The sequence below is a fragment of the Fusibacter sp. QWL-12 genome (assembly GCF_058683495.1).
The window spans coordinates 2,950,964-2,972,543 of sequence record NZ_CM178745.1; the positions used below are offsets into that span (position 1 = coordinate 2,950,964).

Here is a 21,580-nt window from a genome sequence, read left to right on the forward strand (position 1 = left end):
TATGCTGATCAATAGCTGAAAAAATAACCTGTGTTGTTACATAATTAATAAATGTGGCTCTAATATTTTAATATGGGTATATAAAACAAAAACATATTAAGGAGGATTACATGTATCAATGTCCAATGAATTGTGAAAAAGGAAAATTTTATGATCAACCTGGTAAATGTCCGATTTGTGGTATGCATTTAAAAGACTTAAGTGATTCTAATATTAATAACAAGAACATTCATGGTATTGAACAAGAACACCATGATCACCAAAAACACCAAGAACACCAAGAACACCAAGAACACCAAGAACACCACGAACACCAAGAACACCAAGAACACCACGAACACCACGAACATCACGAACATCACGAACACCATGTACACCATGAACATTTAGATCCATTAAACCTTGAACATCAAAGCTATAAAAATCCAAGTGTTTGCTTGTGTGGAGAGTCGAATTGTGACGGAAGATGTGAAAATGAAAGTCAATGTACTTTTGAAGAAAAAAATTATAGTAGTAGGATTACTTTTTCAAATAAAAAGAATGAAAAAAAATATATTTGCCCTATGAGGTGTGAAGAAAATAAAACTTATCCTAATCCAGGTGATTGCCCTATTTGTGGTATGCACCTGATTGAGTTAGTTTCTTTTGGAGAATATAATGAAAATGACGATTCAGGGTATGTTGCTTACCAAAAAATGAAACGGCGGCTAATCATTTCAACAATCTTCTCAATACCGATTTTGATGTTAGCAATGGGAGAATTAATACCAGGTCTAAGTAATGTCATATCGACTTTATTTACAAGAAGGTTAAATCTCACTTTACAGTTAATATTATCATTACCTGTGGTACTCTATACATCTACCTTTATTTATAAAAAAGCTATTCGTAGTTTAAAAGGGCGAAACTTTAATATGTTTACATTAATTGGATTAGGTACTATAATTGCGTGGCTGTTTAGCGTAATTGGAACTTTGTTTCCTTCATTTATCCCTCAAGCAACTGCTATGATGGATGGTTATCCAGCAGTTTATTATGAAACGACTGTAATTATTCTGACTTTAGTAATTCTTGGACAAATGTTAGAACTAAGAGCGCATTCTAAGACAAGTTCAGCAATAAAAGAACTTTTGAATCTTGTTCCAACAACAGCTATTGTCATTCGTCAAGATGAAGAAATTGAATTAAATCTGAATGATGTAGTGGTTGATGATCTAGTAAAAGTAAAACCTGGAAACAAAATTCCAGTTGATGGCGTTATTATTGAAGGTGATGGTGTCGTAGATGAATCAATGATTACAGGTGAGCCTATTCCAAAAGAGGTCAGTGTTCATTCAAAAGTCACTGGTGGTACAATAAACATAAATGGTAGTTTTATTATGGAAGCGAAGCAAGTAGGTGGAGATACTGTACTCGCTAGAATAATTCAAATGGTTAACGAAGCATCAATTTCTAAAGCGCCAATTCAGAAGGTTGCAGATAGAGTTGCAGGGTATTTTGTTCCATTGGTTATCGCATTTTCTATTTTAACATTTTTTGTTTGGGGGTTATTTTATGGTAATTGGCAGTCAGGATTATTAAACTCTATAGCTGTGTTAATCATTGCTTGTCCTTGTGCATTGGGCTTAGCAACTCCTGTTTCAATAATGGTTGGAACAGGAAAAGGTGCTCAAAATGGTATTTTAATTAAGAACGCTGCTGCAATTGAACAAATGAGAAAAGTTGACACTGTATTAGTAGACAAGACAGGTACTTTAACAATTGGTAAACCTACCTTTAAGTCGACAACATCATTTGAAAGTATCACGGAGGATGAAATTTTAAAATTGGCAGCATCAATTGATAATAATAGTGAGCATCCATTAGCGATTTCTATTGTGAAAGCAGCATCAGAGAAGCGAATTAGTTTGTATAAAACTGAAAATTTCAAAATGATAACAGGGGAAGGTGTTTTTGCAGATATTAACGGTTTGAAATATGCACTTGGAAATGAAAAGCTTGTTAACAGGCTAGGGATGAAACTCATTTCAAATCAGGATGAAATTAGAAAGATGCAATCAATAGGCCAAACTGTAATGTATCTTATGGATCCTTCAAAAATACTTGGAATTGTCAGTGTTCATGATCCAATTAAAGAATCATCACTAAATGCTGTAAAAGGTCTTCATGATTTAGGTGTTAAAGTAATAATGTTAACGGGTGACAACGAAGTTACTGCCAAATCAGTCGCTGAGACACTTAATCTTGATTCGTATCAATCTGATTGTTTACCAGATGATAAATTTGAAAAAGTTAAGAGTTTACAAGAAAACGGTTCGATTGTAAGCATGGCTGGCGATGGAATCAATGATTCACCAGCGATAGCCTTAGCAGATATAGGTATTGCAATGGGGACTGGAACCGACATAGCTATGGAAAGTGCAGATATTACTTTAATTAGTGGAGATTTAAATGGAATTGTGAAAGCAAAGCAATTGAGTGTAAAAGTTATGAAAAATATTAATGAAAACTTATTCTTTGCATTTATCTATAACATTATAGGAATTCCAATAGCAGCGATAGGATTATTAAATCCAATAATCGCAGGCGTAGCCATGACATTAAGTTCTATATCAGTACTAACCAATGCACTTAGAATAAGACAGATTAAACTGTAATGTAATTTCTAATACACAAAATAAGCAGTTATCTATAAAGGTATAGTTAACTGCTTGTTTTTTTATCCAAATTTTATTTCTCATTAATAAACGTATGTTATAATGAACTATGTGTAGCATATGCTACGCCAGTTAGAATCTTCTGATTACGCTTGTAAGTTTAAAGTTGATATGTGAATCCTTAGTTAGTTTATGAATCAAAAATAGACTGATGGCTAAAAGTAATGTACCTACTAAGAGTGAAACAAGATCAGAACCTTTTAAGAAAACTGATGTGCCAAGTATGCCAACCATTAAAAATACTAGCGGAATTAGATAAAAGACACTGCTGAATTTTAATACGCGTTTAGTATCTGCGTCTATCCTTACGATATCTCCCTTTTGTGCTTCTAGTGTATTTTCGACTTTTACAAGTATGCCATTAGTTTGACAACCACCTTTGCATGATGCGCAATTTTCACCACATGCACTTGTTCTAATTACTTCAATAACAGCCATTTTATCTGCAATTGAAACAACTGTACCATTTTTATACATATATGCACCTCCTGAGAATATTAATTAAAAATCTATTAATAATATAATTATGCAAATTATATGCCAAAGAGGTTTAAAATGAAAAAAATCATTCAAGCAGTTAAAGAGAATTATTATAAATTTCGAAACTTAAATTATGCAAATGCACTGGCTTTACTCCTTGTTATTAGTTTTGTACATTATTTTCAAATCGTTATGAATGCATCAGTGCATGATATATATCGAAGGTTGTACTATATCCCAATCTTAATGGGTGCTTCAACTAAGGGAATAAAAGGTGGTATTCGAATCGCCTTTTTTTCGATGTTAGTCTATTCACCACATTTTTTTATTTTGAATCAATACGAATTTAATACTTATATTAATTTAATACTTGAAATTGTAATGTTTTATTTTATAGGAATACTCGTTGGCTATTATAGTGAAAGACAAAATAAAAACCAAAGGATTTTAAGAGAACAAATAGAACAACTTGAATCATTAGAGTCAGAAACACGAGCACTGATTGAAACCGTTCCTGTGGCAGTTCTGTCGACAAATCGATATTTTGAAATTAATAAGTCAAATGATTTAGCAAGCAAGATATTTAACAATCCTGTTTCAAAATTAAGTGTAAAAGACAAATTAATCGAACTTGGGATATCAGAAAGAGTTTTGAATGAACTGATGTTTGGCAATTTAGACGACTATGATATAGATATATCTATAAAGGACAATATGGGTACAAAGACATTTGCATGCTCACTTGCAGCTCGGTTTGACCAAAATAAAAGCAAAATAGGAATTGTTATTGTAATGAGTGATATAACAAAAATCATTGAGTTTGAAAAACAATTAGGCCAAGCCGATAAATTGTCTTCACTTGGATTGATGGCCAGTGGTGTTGCTCATGAAATACGCAATCCTTTAGCTATAATAAGGGCAATAGTTCAACAATTAACACATGATAATGTAATTCATGATACTGAAGGGATTGAGATTATTTTGGAGGAGATTGACAGAGTTAATAGATTAATACAAGATATGTTGGTATTTTCTAAACCAGAGGAGTCACAGAGACTTTTGATTGATCTTCAGGAGGTGATTGAATATGTCACCCATTTTACTAAAAATTATGCACAGCAAAATAATGTTGAGATTAATGTGAGTTCAGATGAGAAAATATTAATTTGTGTAGATAAACCCAAGATAATTCAAGCTTTGATTAATATTATTCTCAACGGCATTCAATCCATATCGTTGGAAGGTTATATTGATATTACAACATTAGAAAGTGAAAACGATGTAGAAATTAAAATTAGTGATAATGGATGTGGCATTAGCGAGGATAAGATTAAATATTTGTTTGACCCCTTTTTTACTACGAAGGATACTGGCACAGGCTTAGGACTTTCAACAGCACAAAGTATTATTCACGATCATGGTGGTAAAATAAAAGTTAATAGTACGGTAGGTATTGGAACGCAATTTATTATTGAATTACCTAAGGTGGAGGAAAAACATGAAGACAATTCTAATAGCAGATGATGAGAAAAACATGCGTTGGATATTAAAAAATGCATTATCAACGTCTGGATTTAAAGTGATAGAAGCAGAAGACGGCGAAGATGCACTTGATAAATATAAAACAGAGTATCCGGATCTGGTTTTGTTAGATCTTAAAATGCCGAAGATACAAGGTATTCAAGTTTTACAAACTATGATTGAAATCCGCGAGGATATTCCAATTATTATTATTAGCGCTCATGGCACTATGAAAAATGCAATAGATGCAATGAAATTAGGCGCTTTCGATTTTATATCTAAGCCCTTTGACCTTGAAGCTTTAAAACTGCAAATATTGAGAGCACTTAAAATGAATGGACTTTCTCAAGAAATTAGCGACTTTAAGAAAACCTTAATGGATATTGGTAATACAGGCATTATAGGGACTAATCCAATTATGGTACAGATCTATGAGATCATCGAAAAAGTTGCTAAAACAGAAGCAGTAGTTTTAATAACAGGTGAAACTGGGACGGGAAAAGAAGTCATTGGAAATGCCATATTTTCAAAGAGCAATCGATTTAACCAACCCTTTGTAAAAGTTAATTGTGGTGCAATCCCTGAAACATTGATTGAAAGTGAGCTTTTTGGCCACGAGAAAGGTGCTTTTACGGGTGCAATTTCTCGTAAACCAGGTAAATTTGAGAGAGCTGAGAATGGGACGATATTCTTGGACGAGATAGGCGAACTTCCAATGGACATACAAGTTAAACTGCTTAGGGTCATTCAGAATAGAGAATATGAACGTGTAGGTGGAACTGAAACTTTAAAATGCGATATCAGAATAATTGCATCTACTAATAGAGACCTTAAAAAAATGGTTGATGAAGGAAGCTTTAGAGAGGATTTATATTATAGACTAAATGTAATTCCCATTCATGTACCACCATTACGAGCGAGAAAGACGGATATTCCTTTATTAGGACAGTATTTTATTCAAAAAATTTGCGGAGAGATGAATAGAGAGGTTCCAGATGTAGAAGATGAAGTCTGGACATGTTTGATAGATTATCAATGGCCTGGTAATATAAGAGAACTACAAAATATCGTTGAACGTATCTTGATACTTCATGACAGTTCTATTATCAAAGTGAAAGATTTACCTTTGGAAATCAGAAATTATCAGCTTAAAAATTCTGAAATACAACTACCCAGTGAAGGGATTAATATGGATGAGGTTATTAAATCTTTTATTGTACAAGCGCTTGATAGATGTGATGGAAATAGGACTAAAGCTGCAGAATTACTTGGTATTACTAGGCATACTTTACTTTATAGGATGGATAAATATAAAATTGAATAAAGACAATTATTTGCTACAGCAAGTGTAGCAAATCCCACAATTAAATGTTGAAATTATTAATTTCGCCATTAATTTTGTGGGATTTTTTAATTCAGCAATTGGCACGATATTTGCGTATCTCTTATAATTAAGAAATATATTTTAGGAGATTATATGGAACGCATTCTTACAATTGGGAACATAAGTGTTTATTTGTTTGGTTTAACCGTAGCATTAGGACTACTTTCAGGTATTTTCATTTCATATCAAGAAAGCAAAAGGAGAAGACTAGATTCAGATTCATTTTTTAATTTTGCTATTTACTCAATTATTGTCGCTATTGTATCAGCTAGAATTTTTTATATTTTTGTATTTGACCCCAAGTATTATATGGAAAATCCGAAAGAAATTTTCCATATTAGCAATGGTGGGTTATCAATTCAAGGCGCTTTGTTTGGCACAATTATATTTGGATTGATTTACTCTAAATTGAAAAAAATTTCGTTTTATGACTTTGGGGATGTTGCTGTATTAGGGTTATCTTTTGGACAGTTTATCGGGAGAATCGGATGTGACGTATATGGAAAACAAATGGCGTCAAATTATCCTTGGGGAATTTGGCATAATGGTCAATTACTACATCCTGTTCAAATTTATGAAGCGGTATTGGACCTAGTATTATTTACTTGGTTGATGTTACGAAGGAAAAACAGTAAATTTAAAGGACAATTATTAGCAGAATATATCATTGGGTTTGCCATCATTAGAGGGATTGTTGAATTTTTTAGAATCAATCCAGCGGTGGTTGGTGACATTACAGTTGCACATATAAGTAGTTTAGGACTAATGATTGTTGGTCTTATATTTTACTTCGTTTTAAAGTCAATTGCACCTATTCGAGAAGAACGTCATAAGATTGCACCCAAAGAGGTCATTGCAGTTCTAGTTAGCGTAGTTTCAATAGGTATAATTGGTATCATTATTTTTTTTATGATTAGATAAAGTGTATGTATGAAAAAAGTTGATATAATCATTTTATCGGGCATTTTAATTTTAAGTATAATGCTGATGGTTTTCATGAAATATGTACCAAATTTATCTAGTGAAATGACAGCAGTTATTAACATTAAAGAAGAGACCTATCGAGTAAATTTTAGTTCCACTGATATTTTCGAACAAACGATACCCTTTGAAAGAGGTACACTAACTGTGGAATTTAATAAAGGCAAAGTAAGCGTTAGAGAAATGGATAAAAGTATCTGTCCAAAAGGAATTTGTTCTAAAACGGGCTGGATCGATAAATCTTATCAAACGATCGTTTGTCTCCCTAATAAAATAAGTGTGAAAATCATTGATGGGCTGGATACTAAAATCAATTCAATAGATTCAATCTCTAATTAAATTAAGAGATACAAAGTGGATGTGATGGCATTTAATAAACTTGTTATATTTTTTTGTAATCAGTCATATTTGAAACACAATTATATTTGATAATATACTCAAGAAAGGATTATTTTAGAAAGGTGATCAATATGATGAAAAAGAGAGTTTTTATGATATTAATTGTTGTGTTGCTATTAGTCGCTAGCATTAGCGGGTTTGTATTTGCACAAGACAGTTTTGGAAACTATGGTTTTAATTCGATGATGGGACAAGGCTATTCAAATAATAATGGCTTTAATTTTGGTAGTATGGGTTCCATGATGCGTGGTTTTTTTAACCAGTCAAACTTGAATGAAAACAACGAGCCATATCCTGTTGAAGATCTAACTTTAGAAGTTGAAAAATTCCTCGCACATTATGGTGATGATTTAGTAATTGAAGATATTTTTATCTTTGAAGATAGTGATTATTATTATTCAGTTGTTGAAAAGTCTACTGGTAAAGGTGCAATGGAGCTTTTGGTTAATCCATACACAAAAGCGATTTATCCTGAGTTTGGACCTAATATGATGTGGAACCTAAAATATGGTATGCACTCAGGTGGCGGTATGATGGGAAACTCATATATGGGAAGAGGCATGATGGGCAACTATTATACAAGCTATAATGATTCTAACGAAGGTATTGTTGAGAACACAATATCGAGTGATGAAGCATATAAAAAGGCTGAAGCATATCTTGCAAAGTATTATCCTGAGATCAGCTTAGGAGATGATGATCATGAATTTTATGGCTATTATACTTTTCATGTTATGAAAGAAGGGCAACCATTTGGTATGCTAAGTGTTAATGGTTTTACAGGTTATGTTTGGTATCATGATTGGCATGGTAGCCTTATTGATGTAATTGAAAACGAAATTAAATAGATTGTAATCCACTTCTTAAGTTTTTGAAAAATCCCGATATTAGCAGATAAAATGCTGGTGTTGGGATTTTTCGTTTTTTATTTAATAGTACTAAAGTTGACAATTGACAAAAGGTAATATATACTCCTTATAAACTACTATAAGATATAAAAAGGAGCAATTAGTAACCATGAAACGTTTAAATGAATACAAAGTACCCATCGTACATCTAGATACGAGCTATGAAATTCACGGAACTGATGCGTTATTGGATGTCATCGCAACCGTTCAGTATTATGAAAAGTGCAACCGAATTATCGTACACCGTGAGAGTCTTGGTGAGGCATTTTTCGACTTAAAGACTAAAATCGCAGGTGAAATACTGCAAAAACTGATGAACTATAACATGAAGATCGCTATAGTGGGCGATTTCAGCGAAGTACAAAGCAATGCGCTAAAGGATTTTATCTATGAATGTAATAAAGGAAAAGCCGTTTTCTTTAAAGCGACAATTGAAGAGGGTGCAACTGCTCTAGAAATGGTATAATGAGATATCATCAAACAGGAGAAAATTATGTCGATTTATTATACAGTGGATCAGGTGGCTGAATTACTAAACCTTCATCCGAAAACCTTACAGCGATATATCAGAGAAGGCAAGCTAAAGGCGACCAAGCTAGGGAAAAGCTATCGTATTACTGGACATGATCTAAGTGTGTTCACAGAAGGGACCAGCTTTTACAGCGGCAATGATAGAAATAATGATAGAAGTAGTGATGGAAGTAACGAAGCAATTCTTGATCATGAAAAAGATGCTACGTTTCAAAGCGAGTCCTTTAGTAGTAAGCCTATATATAATGAAGAAAAACGACCCCCTCATCAGACCTCAAAAAGAAAACCGATCATGCTCTCATCCGTAGTGGATATTCCAGTGCTGTCAAGAGATGAAAGCATCCGTATCGCCAATATGATGACCGCACTCTTAAACACAAGTACCAAAAGAGAAACCCCTGCTTCCTTAACCGCACAATTTTTAGAGTCCGAAGGGGTATTAAGGTTAATGATTTGGGGCGATTTGGATTTGACAGAAGGTTTACTGGGACACTTAAAACAATTACTTGACCATTAGCAAATTTCAAACAATTCTCTTACGCGATTATAACCTTTAAGGCATATAATCATTTTAAAAAAGGGGGCGTGTGTTATGAAAACTCTTATCGTCTATTATTCAAAGACCGGAACGACGCGACAGATTGCAGAAGCTATGGGGGCAGAACTTGAAAATGCAGAAGTAAAAGCGATTGGTGACGCTATCAAATTTGACGATTATGACAAGGTGATCGTCGGGGGGCCAATCAATGGTATGAACTGGAACGAATCGGTTAAAACATTTGTAAAAGCAAATCAAACAGAGCTTGAGAAAAAGAAAGTGGCTTTCTACGCAGTGTCTTATATGGTGGACGCATGCCGAGATGGCTGGAACAAAAAAATCCATCACTTTTCAGATGGTATGATGAAAGTCGATGCCAACACCGTATTTTCAGGCAGAGTAGACAAAGAAATGCCAGGCTTTGCTAGATTGATCTTTGGACTAGAAAAGGGGATGCCGATAGATCGCGTTGACCTAAGTCAAGTCAAACAGTTCGCAGAGCAAGTAAAAAACATCTAAAAGATGCCAACTCATAAACAGAACCTATTTCATCCTACCCATAAATCCGATATGATTTAGAGGTAGGAATTTTTTTTAGCCATAATCTCATTTTTTTTAAAATATTTTTGGACACTTTGGGAGACTCATCCGTTATATAGATGTAACACATAAGCACAGAGTAGTGCATGAGGTGCAAGATGAAGATTTATCAGATATATGAAACCTACCAAGAGCAACTGATTCGATACGCTTTTTCCTTAAGCCGGCAATGGGAAGATGCGGAAGATCTCGCACAACAAGCGTACATCAAAGCGCTTGAGCAGTATGAGATGTTCGAACAGATGCATCCGATGCAGATTAGAGGCTGGCTGTATACCACAGTCAAACGTCTTTACATCGATCAATATCGGAAGCAGAAAAGACTGGTACACCTAGCTGAAGATTATGAAATGGGCTATGAGGCCTTTATAGAAGATCATCTGGTAACCTCAGACCTGTTGATGCGGCTGCCTGAAAATCTCAGAACCGTTGTGGCACTTAGATATATAAGTGGCTATAACAGTACTGAAATCGGCGAGCAGCTTTCGATGAAACCGTCCACCGTCCGATCTAGACTCAGTCAAGCGATTGAATTCCTAAGAACGGCACTAGAGGATGTATAACGAAAGGAGTCTTTTATGAAATTAGATTCTATCTATAATGGTTTGTGGTATGGCGATCCAAATGGCAGAATCGTCTTCAAACCAGAACCCAAACAAGAAGAAAAAGAAAAAATAGAAAAATGGTGTAAATAAAACGATTAAAAGGATGAATTGGGAAAACGTGCAACGCTATTCAGAAGCAGAGCCGTCAAATAGACAAATGATAATAAACCGATAAGATAATCACTGAGGAGGATTTTATGAAAAAGTATATGAACATTGGCATGCTAGATCTTAGAAAAGCGACAAAAGAAGAGCTTAAAAATATTTCAAAGATAGAAAATATCGGAACCGTGGTGATCACAGAAGAACAACTGGGTGATATGGATCAAATCAAGCAGAAAAATGTCGGTGCACTTTTACAGGTACCTGAGAATGTAGATTTGGTAACGCATAATGGGATGCACACACTTTCAAAGGTCATACTTGAAGGTTTAGAAAATCCGATGTTATTGGTCATCAACGGTAAGCTTAAAGTTGAGCCAATTAACTCACCGGAAGCTTTGAAAAAGCTTTATAAAGTCGTTATCAATGGCAGAATGATTATCAGTGAAACCGACTTTGGAGCAATGGCGGGCCGTGTCACTGTAAATGGAGATACCGTTCTCTATAGAAACGATGAAGTTTACGTAGAAGGTACTTTTTCAGTAATAGATGAACAACTTTTTGGTGTTCAGCTAGGAACCAAGCTTTTAACTGATCATTTAAAGGTGCTTGAACCATTTGATGAAGCTTTATTTAATGAGACCTTTGATAGCGTTAGAATTCTCAACACCTTGATTGTTAGCAAAAACAATATTAGATTAGTCGCAAGAAAAATCAGTAATTACCTTGAAATCGAAAAGGTTATCGTAGAAGAGGGCTATGCTTATTTCGATAAGCTCACGATCGATGAATCAAACTACCAATCTCTTGGAAGTGATCGACTTCATATTAAAGGTAAACTTGTCATTGATCTACCAGTTGAAAAGATCAAACCATATGTGAATAAAATCATCTGCAAATCGGTTGAAGTCACAGAGGCAGAATTAGACGCCCTTAAAGAAATCATTGAAAAAGCAGAGCACATCAGTGTGATTGACCCCAATATGACCAAAAATTTTGCCATATTGACCATCAATAAGGCTTACCTCGAAGATTCTGAAGGTGTAAAAATTAAAAATAACGGCGTTCTAACGTTTGATTCATCGGTTACAAAAGAAATCGTTGAAACCAAGATTATTAAAATCGAGAATTACGGCGTATTGGGCTTCCAAAAAGAAATCCAAAATGCGATCATGCAGAAGTTATCTAAAAACTATGGTGTGATCAATTTACAGGATGGTGATGCTGAACCCAGCGATGCAAACACATCTGATATAGATGACGAAAGCAATCAAACCATCTCTAACTTAGGTAGCTATGAACTTTAGCATATAAACGCTACATCCTACTTCTTGAAAAGTCGTTGATCCTCCCTTTAAAGTGGTATAATACTAATTAGGAAATGGCTTCACTAATTAGTGAGCTTAAAGGGAGGTAAAGATGACTAGAATGCCTGTAATATTTGCCGGACACGGCAATCCAATGAATGCAATTGAAGACAACGCGTTCACACAGAAATGGGAAGAACTCGGTAAAAAAATTCCTAAGCCAGTTGTGATACTGGCTATTTCTGCGCACTGGTATACTGAAGGGACTAAGACCTCGGATACTGTAGAGCCAAAACAAATCTATGATATGTACGGTTTTCCAAAAGCGCTGTACGAACTGAAATACCCAGTCAAAGGTTCAAAAGCATTTGCTGAACAATTGGTGGGTCTTTTAGGTGATGAAGTGACCATCGATAATCGATGGGGCATCGATCACGGCACGTGGTCCGTTCTTTGCAAGATGTTTCCAGAGGCGGATATTCCAGTGGTTCAACTGAGTGTTAACCTTCGTGCACCTGCACAGAAGCACTTTGAAATCGGACAAAAATTAAAAGCATTAAGAGAACAAGGTATTCTTATATTTGCCAGTGGAAATGTGGTTCATAACCTTTCATTGGTGAACTGGAACATGGCAGATGGCTATCCTTGGGCACAAGAGTTTGATGATTATATTAAAAATAGAATATTAGCGCATGATTTTGACGGCTGTGTGAACTATGAGCGCGCAGGTGCATGTGCAGAAAAAGCATTTTATACGCCAGATCATTATTATCCATTATTATATGCACTTGGTGCTGTAGATCCTAAGGATACAATTGAAGTTTATAACGACAAATGTCTGATGGGCGCTATGTCCATGACGGGGTATTACTTTTATTAGAGTCTAAGTATGCTTGTATTTAAGCAAAATAATTTTATGAACCAAAATAAGATAAGGATCATAGTCATATAATATAAGGATCATAGTCAAAATAATATAAAGATCTTAGTCATATCATGATAAATACAAGACCTCGCTCGACGGTATCTTCATTAAATTTGGATTTGTAAAATCATAAGGTTAATTTCTAAAAAAAATCTTAGTCGCAAGTGACAGTTCGGTAGTTGCTACCGAAATTGATTGAAATTCCAACAAACGCAACCGTTAGTTGACAAATTTCAAAGCGTGATTGGTGGCTTGCCACTGCTTCGAATGTTAGAATTTGACCATAAACCAAATCCACTTTGTAGGATCAAAACGCTACTTAGTGGCAAATTGAGAAAGGATGGTCGTTATGATTCTAGCAGATAAAATCATACAATTAAGAAAACAGTTTGGATGGTCACAAGAAAATTTAGCAGATGCATTAAACGTATCTAGACAATCAGTTTCAAAATGGGAAAGTGGCAACAGCATTCCCGATTTAACCAAAATCCTAAAAATGGCTGAAATTTTCGGCGTCTCCACAGATTACTTATTAAAAGATGAAATTGAAATACCAGATGCAACAGGTACAGATGATAATGAAGGCTTAGTCAAACTATCTTTGGAAGATGCGAATCATTATGTGTCTGAAAAAGAAAAAAGCATCAAGATGGTAGCAAGAGGCGTACTATTATGTATCTACGCAGTCATTCCATTATTGATTCTTTTGGGTCTTTCAAAAGGTGAAGGCGCATTTGTCAGTCACAATGTGGCATTATTGGTGGGCTTGACCTTGATCTTACTCATTGCAGCGATAGGCGTTAGTTTGTTTATCATCAGTAACCAATTCAACCTTTCGGTAGAAAAGCTGGAAGCACAGTTTGAACTGAGCTATGGGGTTGAAGGTGTTTATAAAGACAAGTTGGCAAAATACAAACCTAAGTACAATAGAGGCATCGCAATTGCCATCATTATGATGATCACAAGTGCAGTCCCTCTCATCTATGCAAGTGTACTTTCTAGTTCTGCCACATTGAAGCTTATGATGGTTGTGGTTTTGATTTTACTTGCTGGATTTGCACTCTACCGATTGATCCTTGTGAATGCGACTAAAAATGCTTATGAAGTCATCTTAAAAACAGGTGAGTTTACACCAACGCGTATTAAGGAAAATAAAAAAATTGGTTTACTGGCAGTTGTCTTTTGGCCGATCGTGGTAGCCATCTACCTCTATTGGAGCTTCTGGTTAAACGCTTGGTACATCTCATGGCTGATTTGGCCAATCGCTGGACTCGTCTTTGCAGCATTAGCAGGGCTCGTACAAATCTTGTTCCCTGTGAATAAAGAAAAGTAACCTGTGATTAAATCACTGATGCACATGCGCTTATTCACTATAATGACTTAAGAGGTATAGCATGACCTAACACAGAGCTAAAGTCCCCCAGACTCAGGTTAGATGGAAGAGGTCAGCACAGTAAGGATTTAGATTAGAGGTGTAAGAAATGAGCAGTACTTTAACTTTAGTAGTGAAGACAAACCGTTGTCCACAAAACCACCCCTGTCCAGCAGTTCGGGTATGTCCGGTAGACGCAATGCGTCAAATCGGATATGGCGCACCGACTGTCGATATGGACAAATGCATCGCTTGTGGTAAATGCGTACGTTTTTGCCCGACGAGAGCACTCGTATTAGAATAGTTTCGCGAATTCTACTAATATCCCAATAGCCGTGGTATAATAGACATTGACCACATCTGTTGGGATTTTTTGTGTCTAAAAATCCCACTGAAATGAGCAGAGGGGAGTAATATGGGTATATACGATTTAGACAGAAAATTGCGGTCAGATTTTGACGAAAATGCACTGAGTGAGCTGCTGAAACAGTTCCTACCATTTTGGTCGAATCTCACAAGTAACGAACAGCATAAACTGATCAACAACACTTATAATGTGTCTTATAAAAAAGGCGAAATGATCCATGGTGGTGAAAGCGATTGTATCGGGATTTTGTTGATCCGCACTGGAGGGCTTCGCACGTACATCCTATCAGAAGACGGAAGAGAGGTCACCTTGTACCGACTCGCACCCAATGACGTGTGTGTGCTTTCGTCCTCATGTGTGCTGAGCAACATCACCTTCGACGTGCACATCGATGCGGACTTTGACAGCGAGCTTTTGATCATCAATTCCGACGTCTACAGCGAGCTGGCAGCGACCAACGTTCACGTGGAGAACTTTACAAACAAAGAGGCTGTGGCGCGTTTTTCGGACGTTATGTGGGCGATGCAGCAGATCCTTTTCATGAGCTTCGACAAGCGACTTGCCAGCTTTTTACTGGATGAGATTTCTAGAAATGGCTCGGTAGAAATCCTAATGACGCACGACCAGATTGCCAAGTACGTTGGCTCCGCAAGAGAAGTGGTCTCGCGCATGCTCAAGTACTTTGCTGCTGAGGGGATTGTTACCATGCAGCGCGGTGGCGTCATCGTCAACGATAAAGCGAGATTAAGAGAGATCGTTGGCTTGTTTTAATAAATAGAGAAAAAACGTGTAAAGACTTGATTACTAAAAAGTCAGCGTATTTATAAGAGAGTGTGAGGTATATGGCGAAAAAATCCAAACCAAAAAGTAAACTAAGCGATTCTCCTTTTTTCGAGGGACGCAAAACACCAAAGCAAGGACAGATGAATCATTTTGAGGACGATTATGACCAAGCGTCAGAAAAACGCACATCAGATCGTAAAAGTGCTAAACCTATCGGCAATGCATACGGCAAAGCCAGTGGAAAGCCAAAGCCTTATGATCAATCAAATAGCAACTATAATAACAAATCTAAAGCTAAGGGTGAATCCTATACCAACGTTGTGATCGACGGGGATTGGGATGACGAGGACGAATCTGATTATGATAACCTAGCCCACGGAAAGGGTGCGCATTATAAAGAGAAGGCGTATAAAAAATACGGCTCAGAGTTTAGCGACCGTTCAAAGGGCGGTTCTAATCAAAGCCCTGGTGCTAGAAATCGCGCTAATGGGAACCCATCAAATGGCAATGCTGCTTATGGTAGTAAACCGAATGCGGGTAAAGCAGGTGCGAATAAGCCGTATGCAGGCAAAGGTGCATCAAAGAATGAGTCAAAGGGCAGCTATAATAGATCTGAACAAACAAAAGGCGCTAATCAAGGGGCCAATCAAAATTCAGATCAAAGATCAAATCAGAGATCAAACCATAACTCAAATAATTACTCAGGAAAACCATCGCCCAACTATAGAGGCAAAACCAATTATAGAGGTAAAGGCAATACGCGCAACGGCTATCAACAAGCTGAAGACCGCGTCGTTCGTGAAATCTTCCACAAATTTCACACCGAAAATACCTGTGGTGTCTATGGTAGTTGTGGTGGCTGTCAGCTACAACATCTCACTTATGAGGGACAGCTCCGTTACAAAGACCATAAAATCAATCAGCTGCTAGGTGCATATGGTAAGGTGCAACCAATCGTCGGTATGGACAACCCACTTCACTACAGAAACAAAGTGCATGCGACTTTTTCATACGATAAAAAGGGAAAGATTATTTCAGGGATCTACGAAGAAGAGTCGCATCATGTCATTCCTGTGACCAACTGTGAGATTCAGAATTCAGTGGCAAATAAGATTATCAACACGATTCGCGAGCTGATGCCTTCGTTTAAAATGATGCCATATGACGAGGATTTTGGAACTGGCTTCTTAAGACACGTTCTAATCCGCCGCGGTCATGTGAGTGGAGAAGTGCTTGTGGTACTTGTAGCTGGGAGACCAGTTATGCCGAGTAAGAACAACTTTGTAAAGGCACTTTTAGAAAGACACCCAGAGATTACAAGTGTGGTGCTTAACATTAATAGCAGAAGAACCAGCATGGTACTGGGCAATCAAGAGACTGTCCTTTACGGCAAAGGAACGATAGAGGATACACTTTGTAGTACGGTATTCCGCTTATCTCCAAAGAGCTTTTATCAGGTTAACTCTGTTCAGACGGAAAAACTTTACAATAAAGCCATCGAACTCGCTGGGCTGACGGGTGCTGAAACAGTTCTAGATGCCTACTGCGGTATCGGAACGATCGGTCTCATCGCTAGTAAAAAGGCAAAAGAAGTTATCGGTGTCGAGCTCAATAAAGACGCCGTAAAAGACGCCATCTATAACGCAAAATACAACCACATCGATAACGCTAGATTCTATCAAGCCGACGCAGGCGACTTCATGGTAGCACTTGCTGAAGAAAAAGAAAAGATCGACGTCGTGTTCATGGACCCACCAAGATCAGGCAGTGATGAACCATTCTTGGCTTCACTTGTGAAGCTTTCACCGAAGACTGTGGTGTATGTGTCGTGTGGTCCTGAGTCACTTGCAAGGGATCTTAAGTATCTGACTGCGAATGGGTTTAAGGTTCAGTCGATGCATGCGTTTGACATGTTTCCTATGACGGAGCACGTAGAAGCGATAATTCTGATGACGCGTAGTGGTTCTGGTGATAAAAAGTAGAGTTTGACCACAACATATAGTGGTTTTGGACTGAATTTTGGGTCAAAAAACAGCAAAAAAATGACGTTTTTTGACCCCGAAAAAAGGGCAAAAATATAGATGACATAGCTAATTTGATGAGTTAAGGATACAAAAAAAGTCTAAATAGTTGTGATATCAAAAAAACTAGAAAGCCTAGAGGTGGTCATTCAATGAGTGAAGAAAAATGTTGCTCTTGTTGCAGTTCTGAGAATAAGGATCCTATTATCGGTGAATATGTTTGTTATTGTGATCATGTAACTGAACAGGATATTATCTTAGCAATTGAGAACGGTGCATTAACTGTAAAAAATGTAATTGAAGCAACAGGTGCTATGAAGAATAGTAATTGTGCAGTTAATAATCCTAAAGGGGTTTGCTGTTATTCAGATATTGTATATGTATTCAATAAACACTCAGATAAAATGAAATTGTAAAATTTGATACCAATTGAAAATAATATACTTTTGAATCAAAGGCAGAGTTTCTAGGTCAACTTAAATTGACCAATAGACTCTGTCTTTTTTTATCGCATCTAATTAGGATATATGATACAATATAAAAAACCCCCAGGGGGGGATATGGAGGTGTAAAAATGAATGAACATAACCATCCACAAAGTAAACAAGTTATAAATCGATTATCCAGAGCGATAGGACATTTAGAATCTGTAAAGAAGATGGCTGAAGAAGGTAGAGATTGCAGTGAGTTATTGGTACAAATTTCAGCAGTGATATCGGCTCTAAATAGTGCAAGTAAGGTTATACTAGAAGATCATATCAACCATTGCGTTGTAGAGGCAGCAAAAGAAGGTGACAAGAAAGTTATTAACGACCTTATTGATGCCATCAACGAATATGTTGGAATCAATGTTAAGAAAGACGCTGGAATACATTAGTATTCAATTTGAGGGAAATAGAATGATGGAGAGACTAAATGAAATTAATTCAATTAAAGGTCGTGATAAAAAATTAAAAGCAGTCAGCTATGCAATACTGGCGGCACTATTATATGGCATAAGTTCACCGGTATCTAAGATCTTATTAGTTGAAATTCCACCAACATTGATGGCAGCACTTTTATATCTTGGTGCAGGCATAGGGATGGCTGGCATCAATTTGTACAATGTGCTTTCAAAAAAGGAACAACTTGAGGCTAAAATGACAGCAAAAGAACTGCCATTTATATTGGGCATGATTCTACTAGATATTGCGGCGCCAATATTTTTGATGCTTGGACTGACATTGACTACTTCTTCAAACGCATCTTTGCTCAATAATTTTGAAATAGTCGCGACTTCCTTAATTGCACTTTTTATCTTCAAAGAAACAATCGGAAAAAGAATGTGGTTAGCGATAACGCTCATTACAATTTCGAGCATTATTTTGTCAGTATCTGATTTAAGCAGCCTGTCATTTTCAGTAGGTTCTATTTTTGTGTTGTTGGCGTGTATAGCGTGGGGCTTTGAAAATAATTGCACCCGAATGCTATCGTTAAAGGATCCACTCCAAATTGTCGTGATAAAAGGCTTTGGATCTGGTTTAGGATCTTTAATCATTTCATTTGCAATTCATGAATCAAGTTACAACTGGCTCTATATTCTATTCACATTATTATTGGGATTTGTCGCATATGGCATGAGTATTTTTCTATATATCAAAGCCCAAAGAGAATTAGGCGCTGCAAGGACCAGTGCATTTTATGCGACTGCACCTTTCATCGGCGTGGTGATATCGTGGATTGTGCTACATGAGCCTGTCACAGCCACATTTGTGATAGCGCTGACAATTATGTTAATTGGTACGTACTTTGCAGTTTCAGAAGATCATAAGCATAGTCATGTACACTTGGAAGAGGTTCATGAGCACAAGCATAACCATCTTGATGGACATCATAACCACACACATCATGAGGAAATACAAGGTGAGCATTCTCATCAACACACTCATGAAATAATTGAGCATGTTCATACCCACTTGCCCGATTTACATCATAGACATCAACACTGATCAATATGGGTACAAAATGATGAATAGGTTATAGACAAAGTTTTTAGGTCAACTCACATGATCGATAGACTTTGTCTATTTTTTTTCAAATTCATTTAGTATCTCAAACAGCAGACACTGAATAGTCATCTTGACAAAACCTTATCAAATGGGTAATATTAAGTTATTACTTATTTGCGAAAGTATGCAAATATAAAAAGGGGTAAATTCTTTGCAAAGTGAAAAAGAGTTATATAAGTTACATGCAGAATTTTGCAAGTTCATGGCAAACCCAAAAAGAATAGAAATTCTATTTTTATTAGGTAATCAAGAACTTTGTGTTGAGGAAATTGCATCCAAAATGGAAGTTAAAGTGCCAAATATCTCGCAACATTTAGCTGTCATGCGAGAAAAGGGCGTAGTGACAGTGCGGCGTGAGGGAACGAAGATGTATTATTCATTGGATAATCCCAAAACGCTACAAGCATGTATGATCATGAGAGATGCAATGGTTGAACAAATGGAAAAACAATTTGATAAGATTAAATCGATTAGAAGTGAGGTGCTCGAAAAATGAAGGTAGGTTTAATAAGATGTATGCAGACGGAGGATATGTGCCCTGCTACAACTTGTTTCAAAGTCATGAATACTAAAAAATTAGCCTTTGAAGGTATTGAAGAAGATATTGAAGTTGTTGGTGTGAATACATGTGGTGGATGTCCAGGTAAAAAAGCTGTTACAAGAGCTGCGGAGATGGTAAAACGTGGGGCAGATACTATTGTACTCGCTTCGTGCATCACAAGAGGCAACCCAATTGGCTTCCCCTGTCCACATGCTGAACAAATGAAAGCGGCCATCGCTAAAAAAGTTGGAGACTCGATCAAAATCATAGATTATACACACTAAAATAGTTCAAATTAAGAGAGGAGCGTACAAATGATCTATCTCGACTATAATGCCACGACACCCATAGACAAAGTCGTTGCAGATGCTATGCTTCCCTACCTATATGGTCATTTTGGGAACCCATCAAGTACTCATGCGCTTGGAGTAGATGCTAAAAACGCTATTGAATATGCAAGGAAGCAAGTTGCAGACTTATTAGGTTGTACTCAAAATGAAATTATTTTTACAAGTGGTGGCAGTGAATCAAACAATACTGTCATAAAGGGTGTTGCTCATAGTTTTCAGAAAAAAGGGAAGCATATCATTACTTCTGTAACAGAGCACCCAGCAGTTATTAATCCTTGTAAGTATCTTGAAAGTATTGGATATGAAGTGAGCTATCTGTCAGTTGATCAACATGGAATGATTGATCCAGCAGATGTGGAGCGACTGATTAGAGAACAGACGATTTTGGTAACCATAATGCATTCTAATAATGAAACGGGAACAATCCAACCCATCAAAAAGATTGCCCAAATCTGCCAAAAACATCAAGTTCTTTTTCATACCGATGCATCACAGTCTATAGGCAAGGTACCCATTGATGTTAACGATTTAGGCGTGGATTTCCTAACCATTGCAGGACATAAACTCTATGCACCAAAAGGCATAGGAGCCTTGTATATCAAAAATGGGTTACACATTGAACCTTTGATTCACGGAGCAGGTCATGAAGCTGGAAGGCGAGCCGGCACTGAAAATATCATTCTAGAAGTTGGTTTGGGAAAAGCATGTGAAATTGCTATTGAAGCACTCAATAATTCGGATGTTCATAAGATGACGTCATATTTTTATGATCAGATGAGACAAAACTTCGGAGAACGGATTGTATTAAATGGACATCCTGAGAAACGGCTTCCCAACACTCTAAATCTCAGTTTTCTTGGCTATAACGGGCATGAAATTTTAAATCATCTTATAGATGTTGCAGCTTCAACAGGCTCTGCGTGTCATTCTGGCATGACGACCATATCGCCTGTTTTAAAGGCAATGGGAGTGACCGAAGAAGTTGGACGTGGTGCAGTGAGATTTAGTCTTGGCAGGTATACCACGAAGGACGAGTTAGATGTAGCGATTGTAGCGCTAGTGAAAACGATAAAATTATTACAAAATCAGGAGGGATAAGA

The 21,580-nt window shown here is 36.6% G+C and carries 23 protein-coding genes; 22 read left to right on the forward strand and 1 reads right to left on the reverse strand.

Annotation, left to right across the window (positions count from 1 at the left end):
- Nucleotides 1-110: 110 nt before the first annotated feature.
- The gene (locus tag AC4PID_RS14135) at nucleotides 111-2,657 is read left to right on the forward strand and encodes a copper-transporting P-type ATPase (RefSeq protein ID WP_492132642.1); all 2,547 of its coding nucleotides are present in this window, start codon (nucleotides 111-113) and stop codon (nucleotides 2,655-2,657) included.
- Between the two features lie 132 nt (nucleotides 2,658-2,789).
- On the opposite strand, the gene AC4PID_RS14140 is transcribed toward AC4PID_RS14135, so the two are convergent.
- Nucleotides 2,790-3,194, reverse strand: coding sequence for a SoxR reducing system RseC family protein (locus AC4PID_RS14140; protein ID WP_492132643.1), 405 nt, complete (start codon nucleotides 3,192-3,194; stop codon nucleotides 2,790-2,792).
- Between the two features lie 78 nt (nucleotides 3,195-3,272).
- On the opposite strand from AC4PID_RS14140, the gene AC4PID_RS14145 reads away from it, so the two are divergent.
- The 21 genes from AC4PID_RS14145 (at nucleotide 3,273) to AC4PID_RS14245 (ending at nucleotide 21,578) form a co-directional block, all read left to right on the forward strand.
- Nucleotides 3,273-4,721 carry a two-component system sensor histidine kinase NtrB gene (locus tag AC4PID_RS14145; protein WP_492132644.1) on the forward strand — a complete coding sequence of 483 codons (1,449 nt, stop codon included), beginning with the start codon at nucleotides 3,273-3,275 and terminating at the stop codon, nucleotides 4,719-4,721.
- Nucleotides 4,696-6,042 (forward strand): sigma-54-dependent transcriptional regulator, encoded by a 1,347-nt coding sequence (locus AC4PID_RS14150; protein ID WP_492132645.1) that lies wholly within the window; start codon nucleotides 4,696-4,698, stop codon nucleotides 6,040-6,042. The genes AC4PID_RS14145 and AC4PID_RS14150 overlap by 26 nt, the downstream gene beginning before the upstream one ends.
- Nucleotides 6,043-6,195: 153 nt before the next feature.
- Nucleotides 6,196-7,023, forward strand: a complete 828-nt coding sequence (lgt, locus tag AC4PID_RS14155; RefSeq protein ID WP_492132646.1) for a prolipoprotein diacylglyceryl transferase — start codon at nucleotides 6,196-6,198, stop codon at nucleotides 7,021-7,023.
- A 9-nt stretch (nucleotides 7,024-7,032) separates the two neighbouring features.
- Nucleotides 7,033-7,422, forward strand: coding sequence for a NusG domain II-containing protein (locus AC4PID_RS14160; protein ID WP_492132647.1), 390 nt, complete (start codon nucleotides 7,033-7,035; stop codon nucleotides 7,420-7,422).
- Between the two features lie 131 nt (nucleotides 7,423-7,553).
- Complete coding sequence (locus AC4PID_RS14165; protein ID WP_492132648.1) at nucleotides 7,554-8,330, forward strand: hypothetical protein; 777 nt, start codon at nucleotides 7,554-7,556, stop codon at nucleotides 8,328-8,330.
- 169 nt (nucleotides 8,331-8,499) lie between these two features.
- The gene (locus AC4PID_RS14170; RefSeq protein ID WP_492132649.1) at nucleotides 8,500-8,856 is read left to right on the forward strand and encodes a DUF4180 domain-containing protein; all 357 of its coding nucleotides are present in this window, start codon (nucleotides 8,500-8,502) and stop codon (nucleotides 8,854-8,856) included.
- 27 nt (nucleotides 8,857-8,883) lie between these two features.
- On the forward strand, nucleotides 8,884-9,438 hold the full coding sequence (locus AC4PID_RS14175) for a helix-turn-helix domain-containing protein (RefSeq protein ID WP_492132650.1): 555 nt from the start codon (nucleotides 8,884-8,886) through the stop codon (nucleotides 9,436-9,438).
- Nucleotides 9,439-9,513: 75 nt separating this feature from the next.
- Complete coding sequence (locus AC4PID_RS14180) at nucleotides 9,514-9,978, forward strand: flavodoxin domain-containing protein (protein ID WP_492132651.1); 465 nt, start codon at nucleotides 9,514-9,516, stop codon at nucleotides 9,976-9,978.
- Nucleotides 9,979-10,157: 179 nt separating this feature from the next.
- Nucleotides 10,158-10,622 carry an RNA polymerase sigma factor gene (locus AC4PID_RS14185; RefSeq protein ID WP_492132652.1) on the forward strand — a complete coding sequence of 155 codons (465 nt, stop codon included), beginning with the start codon at nucleotides 10,158-10,160 and terminating at the stop codon, nucleotides 10,620-10,622.
- 239 nt (nucleotides 10,623-10,861) lie between these two features.
- Nucleotides 10,862-12,073, forward strand: coding sequence for a hypothetical protein (locus tag AC4PID_RS14190; protein ID WP_492132653.1), 1,212 nt, complete (start codon nucleotides 10,862-10,864; stop codon nucleotides 12,071-12,073).
- 112 nt (nucleotides 12,074-12,185) lie between these two features.
- The gene (gene ygiD / locus AC4PID_RS14195) at nucleotides 12,186-12,953 is read left to right on the forward strand and encodes a 4,5-DOPA-extradiol-dioxygenase (RefSeq protein WP_492132654.1); all 768 of its coding nucleotides are present in this window, start codon (nucleotides 12,186-12,188) and stop codon (nucleotides 12,951-12,953) included.
- A gap of 394 nt (nucleotides 12,954-13,347) precedes the next feature.
- The gene (locus AC4PID_RS14200) at nucleotides 13,348-14,331 is read left to right on the forward strand and encodes a helix-turn-helix domain-containing protein (RefSeq protein WP_492132655.1); all 984 of its coding nucleotides are present in this window, start codon (nucleotides 13,348-13,350) and stop codon (nucleotides 14,329-14,331) included.
- Nucleotides 14,332-14,479: 148 nt separating this feature from the next.
- On the forward strand, nucleotides 14,480-14,674 hold the full coding sequence (locus AC4PID_RS14205) for a 4Fe-4S binding protein (RefSeq protein ID WP_492132656.1): 195 nt from the start codon (nucleotides 14,480-14,482) through the stop codon (nucleotides 14,672-14,674).
- Between the two features lie 111 nt (nucleotides 14,675-14,785).
- On the forward strand, nucleotides 14,786-15,508 hold the full coding sequence (locus AC4PID_RS14210; RefSeq protein ID WP_492132657.1) for a Crp/Fnr family transcriptional regulator: 723 nt from the start codon (nucleotides 14,786-14,788) through the stop codon (nucleotides 15,506-15,508).
- Between the two features lie 71 nt (nucleotides 15,509-15,579).
- A complete protein-coding gene (gene rlmD, locus AC4PID_RS14215; RefSeq protein ID WP_492132658.1) occupies nucleotides 15,580-17,502 on the forward strand; it encodes a 23S rRNA (uracil(1939)-C(5))-methyltransferase RlmD in 1,923 nt (640 codons plus the stop codon).
- A gap of 191 nt (nucleotides 17,503-17,693) precedes the next feature.
- Nucleotides 17,694-17,957, forward strand: coding sequence for a (2Fe-2S)-binding protein (locus AC4PID_RS14220; protein WP_492132659.1), 264 nt, complete (start codon nucleotides 17,694-17,696; stop codon nucleotides 17,955-17,957).
- 158 nt (nucleotides 17,958-18,115) lie between these two features.
- On the forward strand, nucleotides 18,116-18,418 hold the full coding sequence (locus AC4PID_RS14225; RefSeq protein WP_492132660.1) for a metal-sensing transcriptional repressor: 303 nt from the start codon (nucleotides 18,116-18,118) through the stop codon (nucleotides 18,416-18,418).
- 25 nt (nucleotides 18,419-18,443) lie between these two features.
- Nucleotides 18,444-19,529 carry a DMT family transporter gene (locus tag AC4PID_RS14230; RefSeq protein ID WP_492135384.1) on the forward strand — a complete coding sequence of 362 codons (1,086 nt, stop codon included), beginning with the start codon at nucleotides 18,444-18,446 and terminating at the stop codon, nucleotides 19,527-19,529.
- A 211-nt stretch (nucleotides 19,530-19,740) separates the two neighbouring features.
- Nucleotides 19,741-20,085, forward strand: a complete 345-nt coding sequence (locus AC4PID_RS14235; RefSeq protein ID WP_492132661.1) for an ArsR/SmtB family transcription factor — start codon at nucleotides 19,741-19,743, stop codon at nucleotides 20,083-20,085.
- Nucleotides 20,082-20,414 carry a CGGC domain-containing protein gene (locus AC4PID_RS14240; protein WP_492132662.1) on the forward strand — a complete coding sequence of 111 codons (333 nt, stop codon included), beginning with the start codon at nucleotides 20,082-20,084 and terminating at the stop codon, nucleotides 20,412-20,414. The genes AC4PID_RS14235 and AC4PID_RS14240 overlap by 4 nt, the downstream gene beginning before the upstream one ends.
- A 30-nt stretch (nucleotides 20,415-20,444) precedes the next feature.
- Entirely contained in the window at nucleotides 20,445-21,578 is a 1,134-nt protein-coding gene (locus tag AC4PID_RS14245) for a cysteine desulfurase family protein (protein ID WP_492132663.1), read from the forward strand.
- Nucleotides 21,579-21,580 lie beyond the last annotated feature (2 nt).

Excerpts from the sequence above, each read along its gene's own strand:
- AC4PID_RS14135 (WP_492132642.1), top strand. The coding sequence starts at position 111 with ATGTATCAATGTCCAATGAATTGTGAAAAAGGAAAATTTTATGATCAA.
- AC4PID_RS14140 (WP_492132643.1), bottom strand. The coding sequence starts at position 3,194 with ATGTATAAAAATGGTACAGTTGTTTCAATTGCAGATAAAATGGCTGTT.
- AC4PID_RS14145 (WP_492132644.1), top strand. The coding sequence starts at position 3,273 with ATGAAAAAAATCATTCAAGCAGTTAAAGAGAATTATTATAAATTTCGA.
- AC4PID_RS14150 (WP_492132645.1), top strand. The coding sequence starts at position 4,696 with ATGAAGACAATTCTAATAGCAGATGATGAGAAAAACATGCGTTGGATA.
- lgt (WP_492132646.1), top strand. The coding sequence starts at position 6,196 with ATGGAACGCATTCTTACAATTGGGAACATAAGTGTTTATTTGTTTGGT.
- AC4PID_RS14160 (WP_492132647.1), top strand. The coding sequence starts at position 7,033 with ATGAAAAAAGTTGATATAATCATTTTATCGGGCATTTTAATTTTAAGT.
- AC4PID_RS14165 (WP_492132648.1), top strand. The coding sequence starts at position 7,554 with ATGATGAAAAAGAGAGTTTTTATGATATTAATTGTTGTGTTGCTATTA.
- AC4PID_RS14170 (WP_492132649.1), top strand. The coding sequence starts at position 8,500 with ATGAAACGTTTAAATGAATACAAAGTACCCATCGTACATCTAGATACG.
- AC4PID_RS14175 (WP_492132650.1), top strand. The coding sequence starts at position 8,884 with ATGTCGATTTATTATACAGTGGATCAGGTGGCTGAATTACTAAACCTT.
- AC4PID_RS14180 (WP_492132651.1), top strand. The coding sequence starts at position 9,514 with ATGAAAACTCTTATCGTCTATTATTCAAAGACCGGAACGACGCGACAG.
- AC4PID_RS14185 (WP_492132652.1), top strand. The coding sequence starts at position 10,158 with ATGAAGATTTATCAGATATATGAAACCTACCAAGAGCAACTGATTCGA.
- AC4PID_RS14190 (WP_492132653.1), top strand. The coding sequence starts at position 10,862 with ATGAAAAAGTATATGAACATTGGCATGCTAGATCTTAGAAAAGCGACA.
- ygiD (WP_492132654.1), top strand. The coding sequence starts at position 12,186 with ATGACTAGAATGCCTGTAATATTTGCCGGACACGGCAATCCAATGAAT.
- AC4PID_RS14200 (WP_492132655.1), top strand. The coding sequence starts at position 13,348 with ATGATTCTAGCAGATAAAATCATACAATTAAGAAAACAGTTTGGATGG.
- AC4PID_RS14205 (WP_492132656.1), top strand. The coding sequence starts at position 14,480 with ATGAGCAGTACTTTAACTTTAGTAGTGAAGACAAACCGTTGTCCACAA.
- AC4PID_RS14210 (WP_492132657.1), top strand. The coding sequence starts at position 14,786 with ATGGGTATATACGATTTAGACAGAAAATTGCGGTCAGATTTTGACGAA.
- rlmD (WP_492132658.1), top strand. The coding sequence starts at position 15,580 with ATGGCGAAAAAATCCAAACCAAAAAGTAAACTAAGCGATTCTCCTTTT.
- AC4PID_RS14220 (WP_492132659.1), top strand. The coding sequence starts at position 17,694 with ATGAGTGAAGAAAAATGTTGCTCTTGTTGCAGTTCTGAGAATAAGGAT.
- AC4PID_RS14225 (WP_492132660.1), top strand. The coding sequence starts at position 18,116 with ATGAATGAACATAACCATCCACAAAGTAAACAAGTTATAAATCGATTA.
- AC4PID_RS14230 (WP_492135384.1), top strand. The coding sequence starts at position 18,444 with ATGGAGAGACTAAATGAAATTAATTCAATTAAAGGTCGTGATAAAAAA.
- AC4PID_RS14240 (WP_492132662.1), top strand. The coding sequence starts at position 20,082 with ATGAAGGTAGGTTTAATAAGATGTATGCAGACGGAGGATATGTGCCCT.
- AC4PID_RS14245 (WP_492132663.1), top strand. The coding sequence starts at position 20,445 with ATGATCTATCTCGACTATAATGCCACGACACCCATAGACAAAGTCGTT.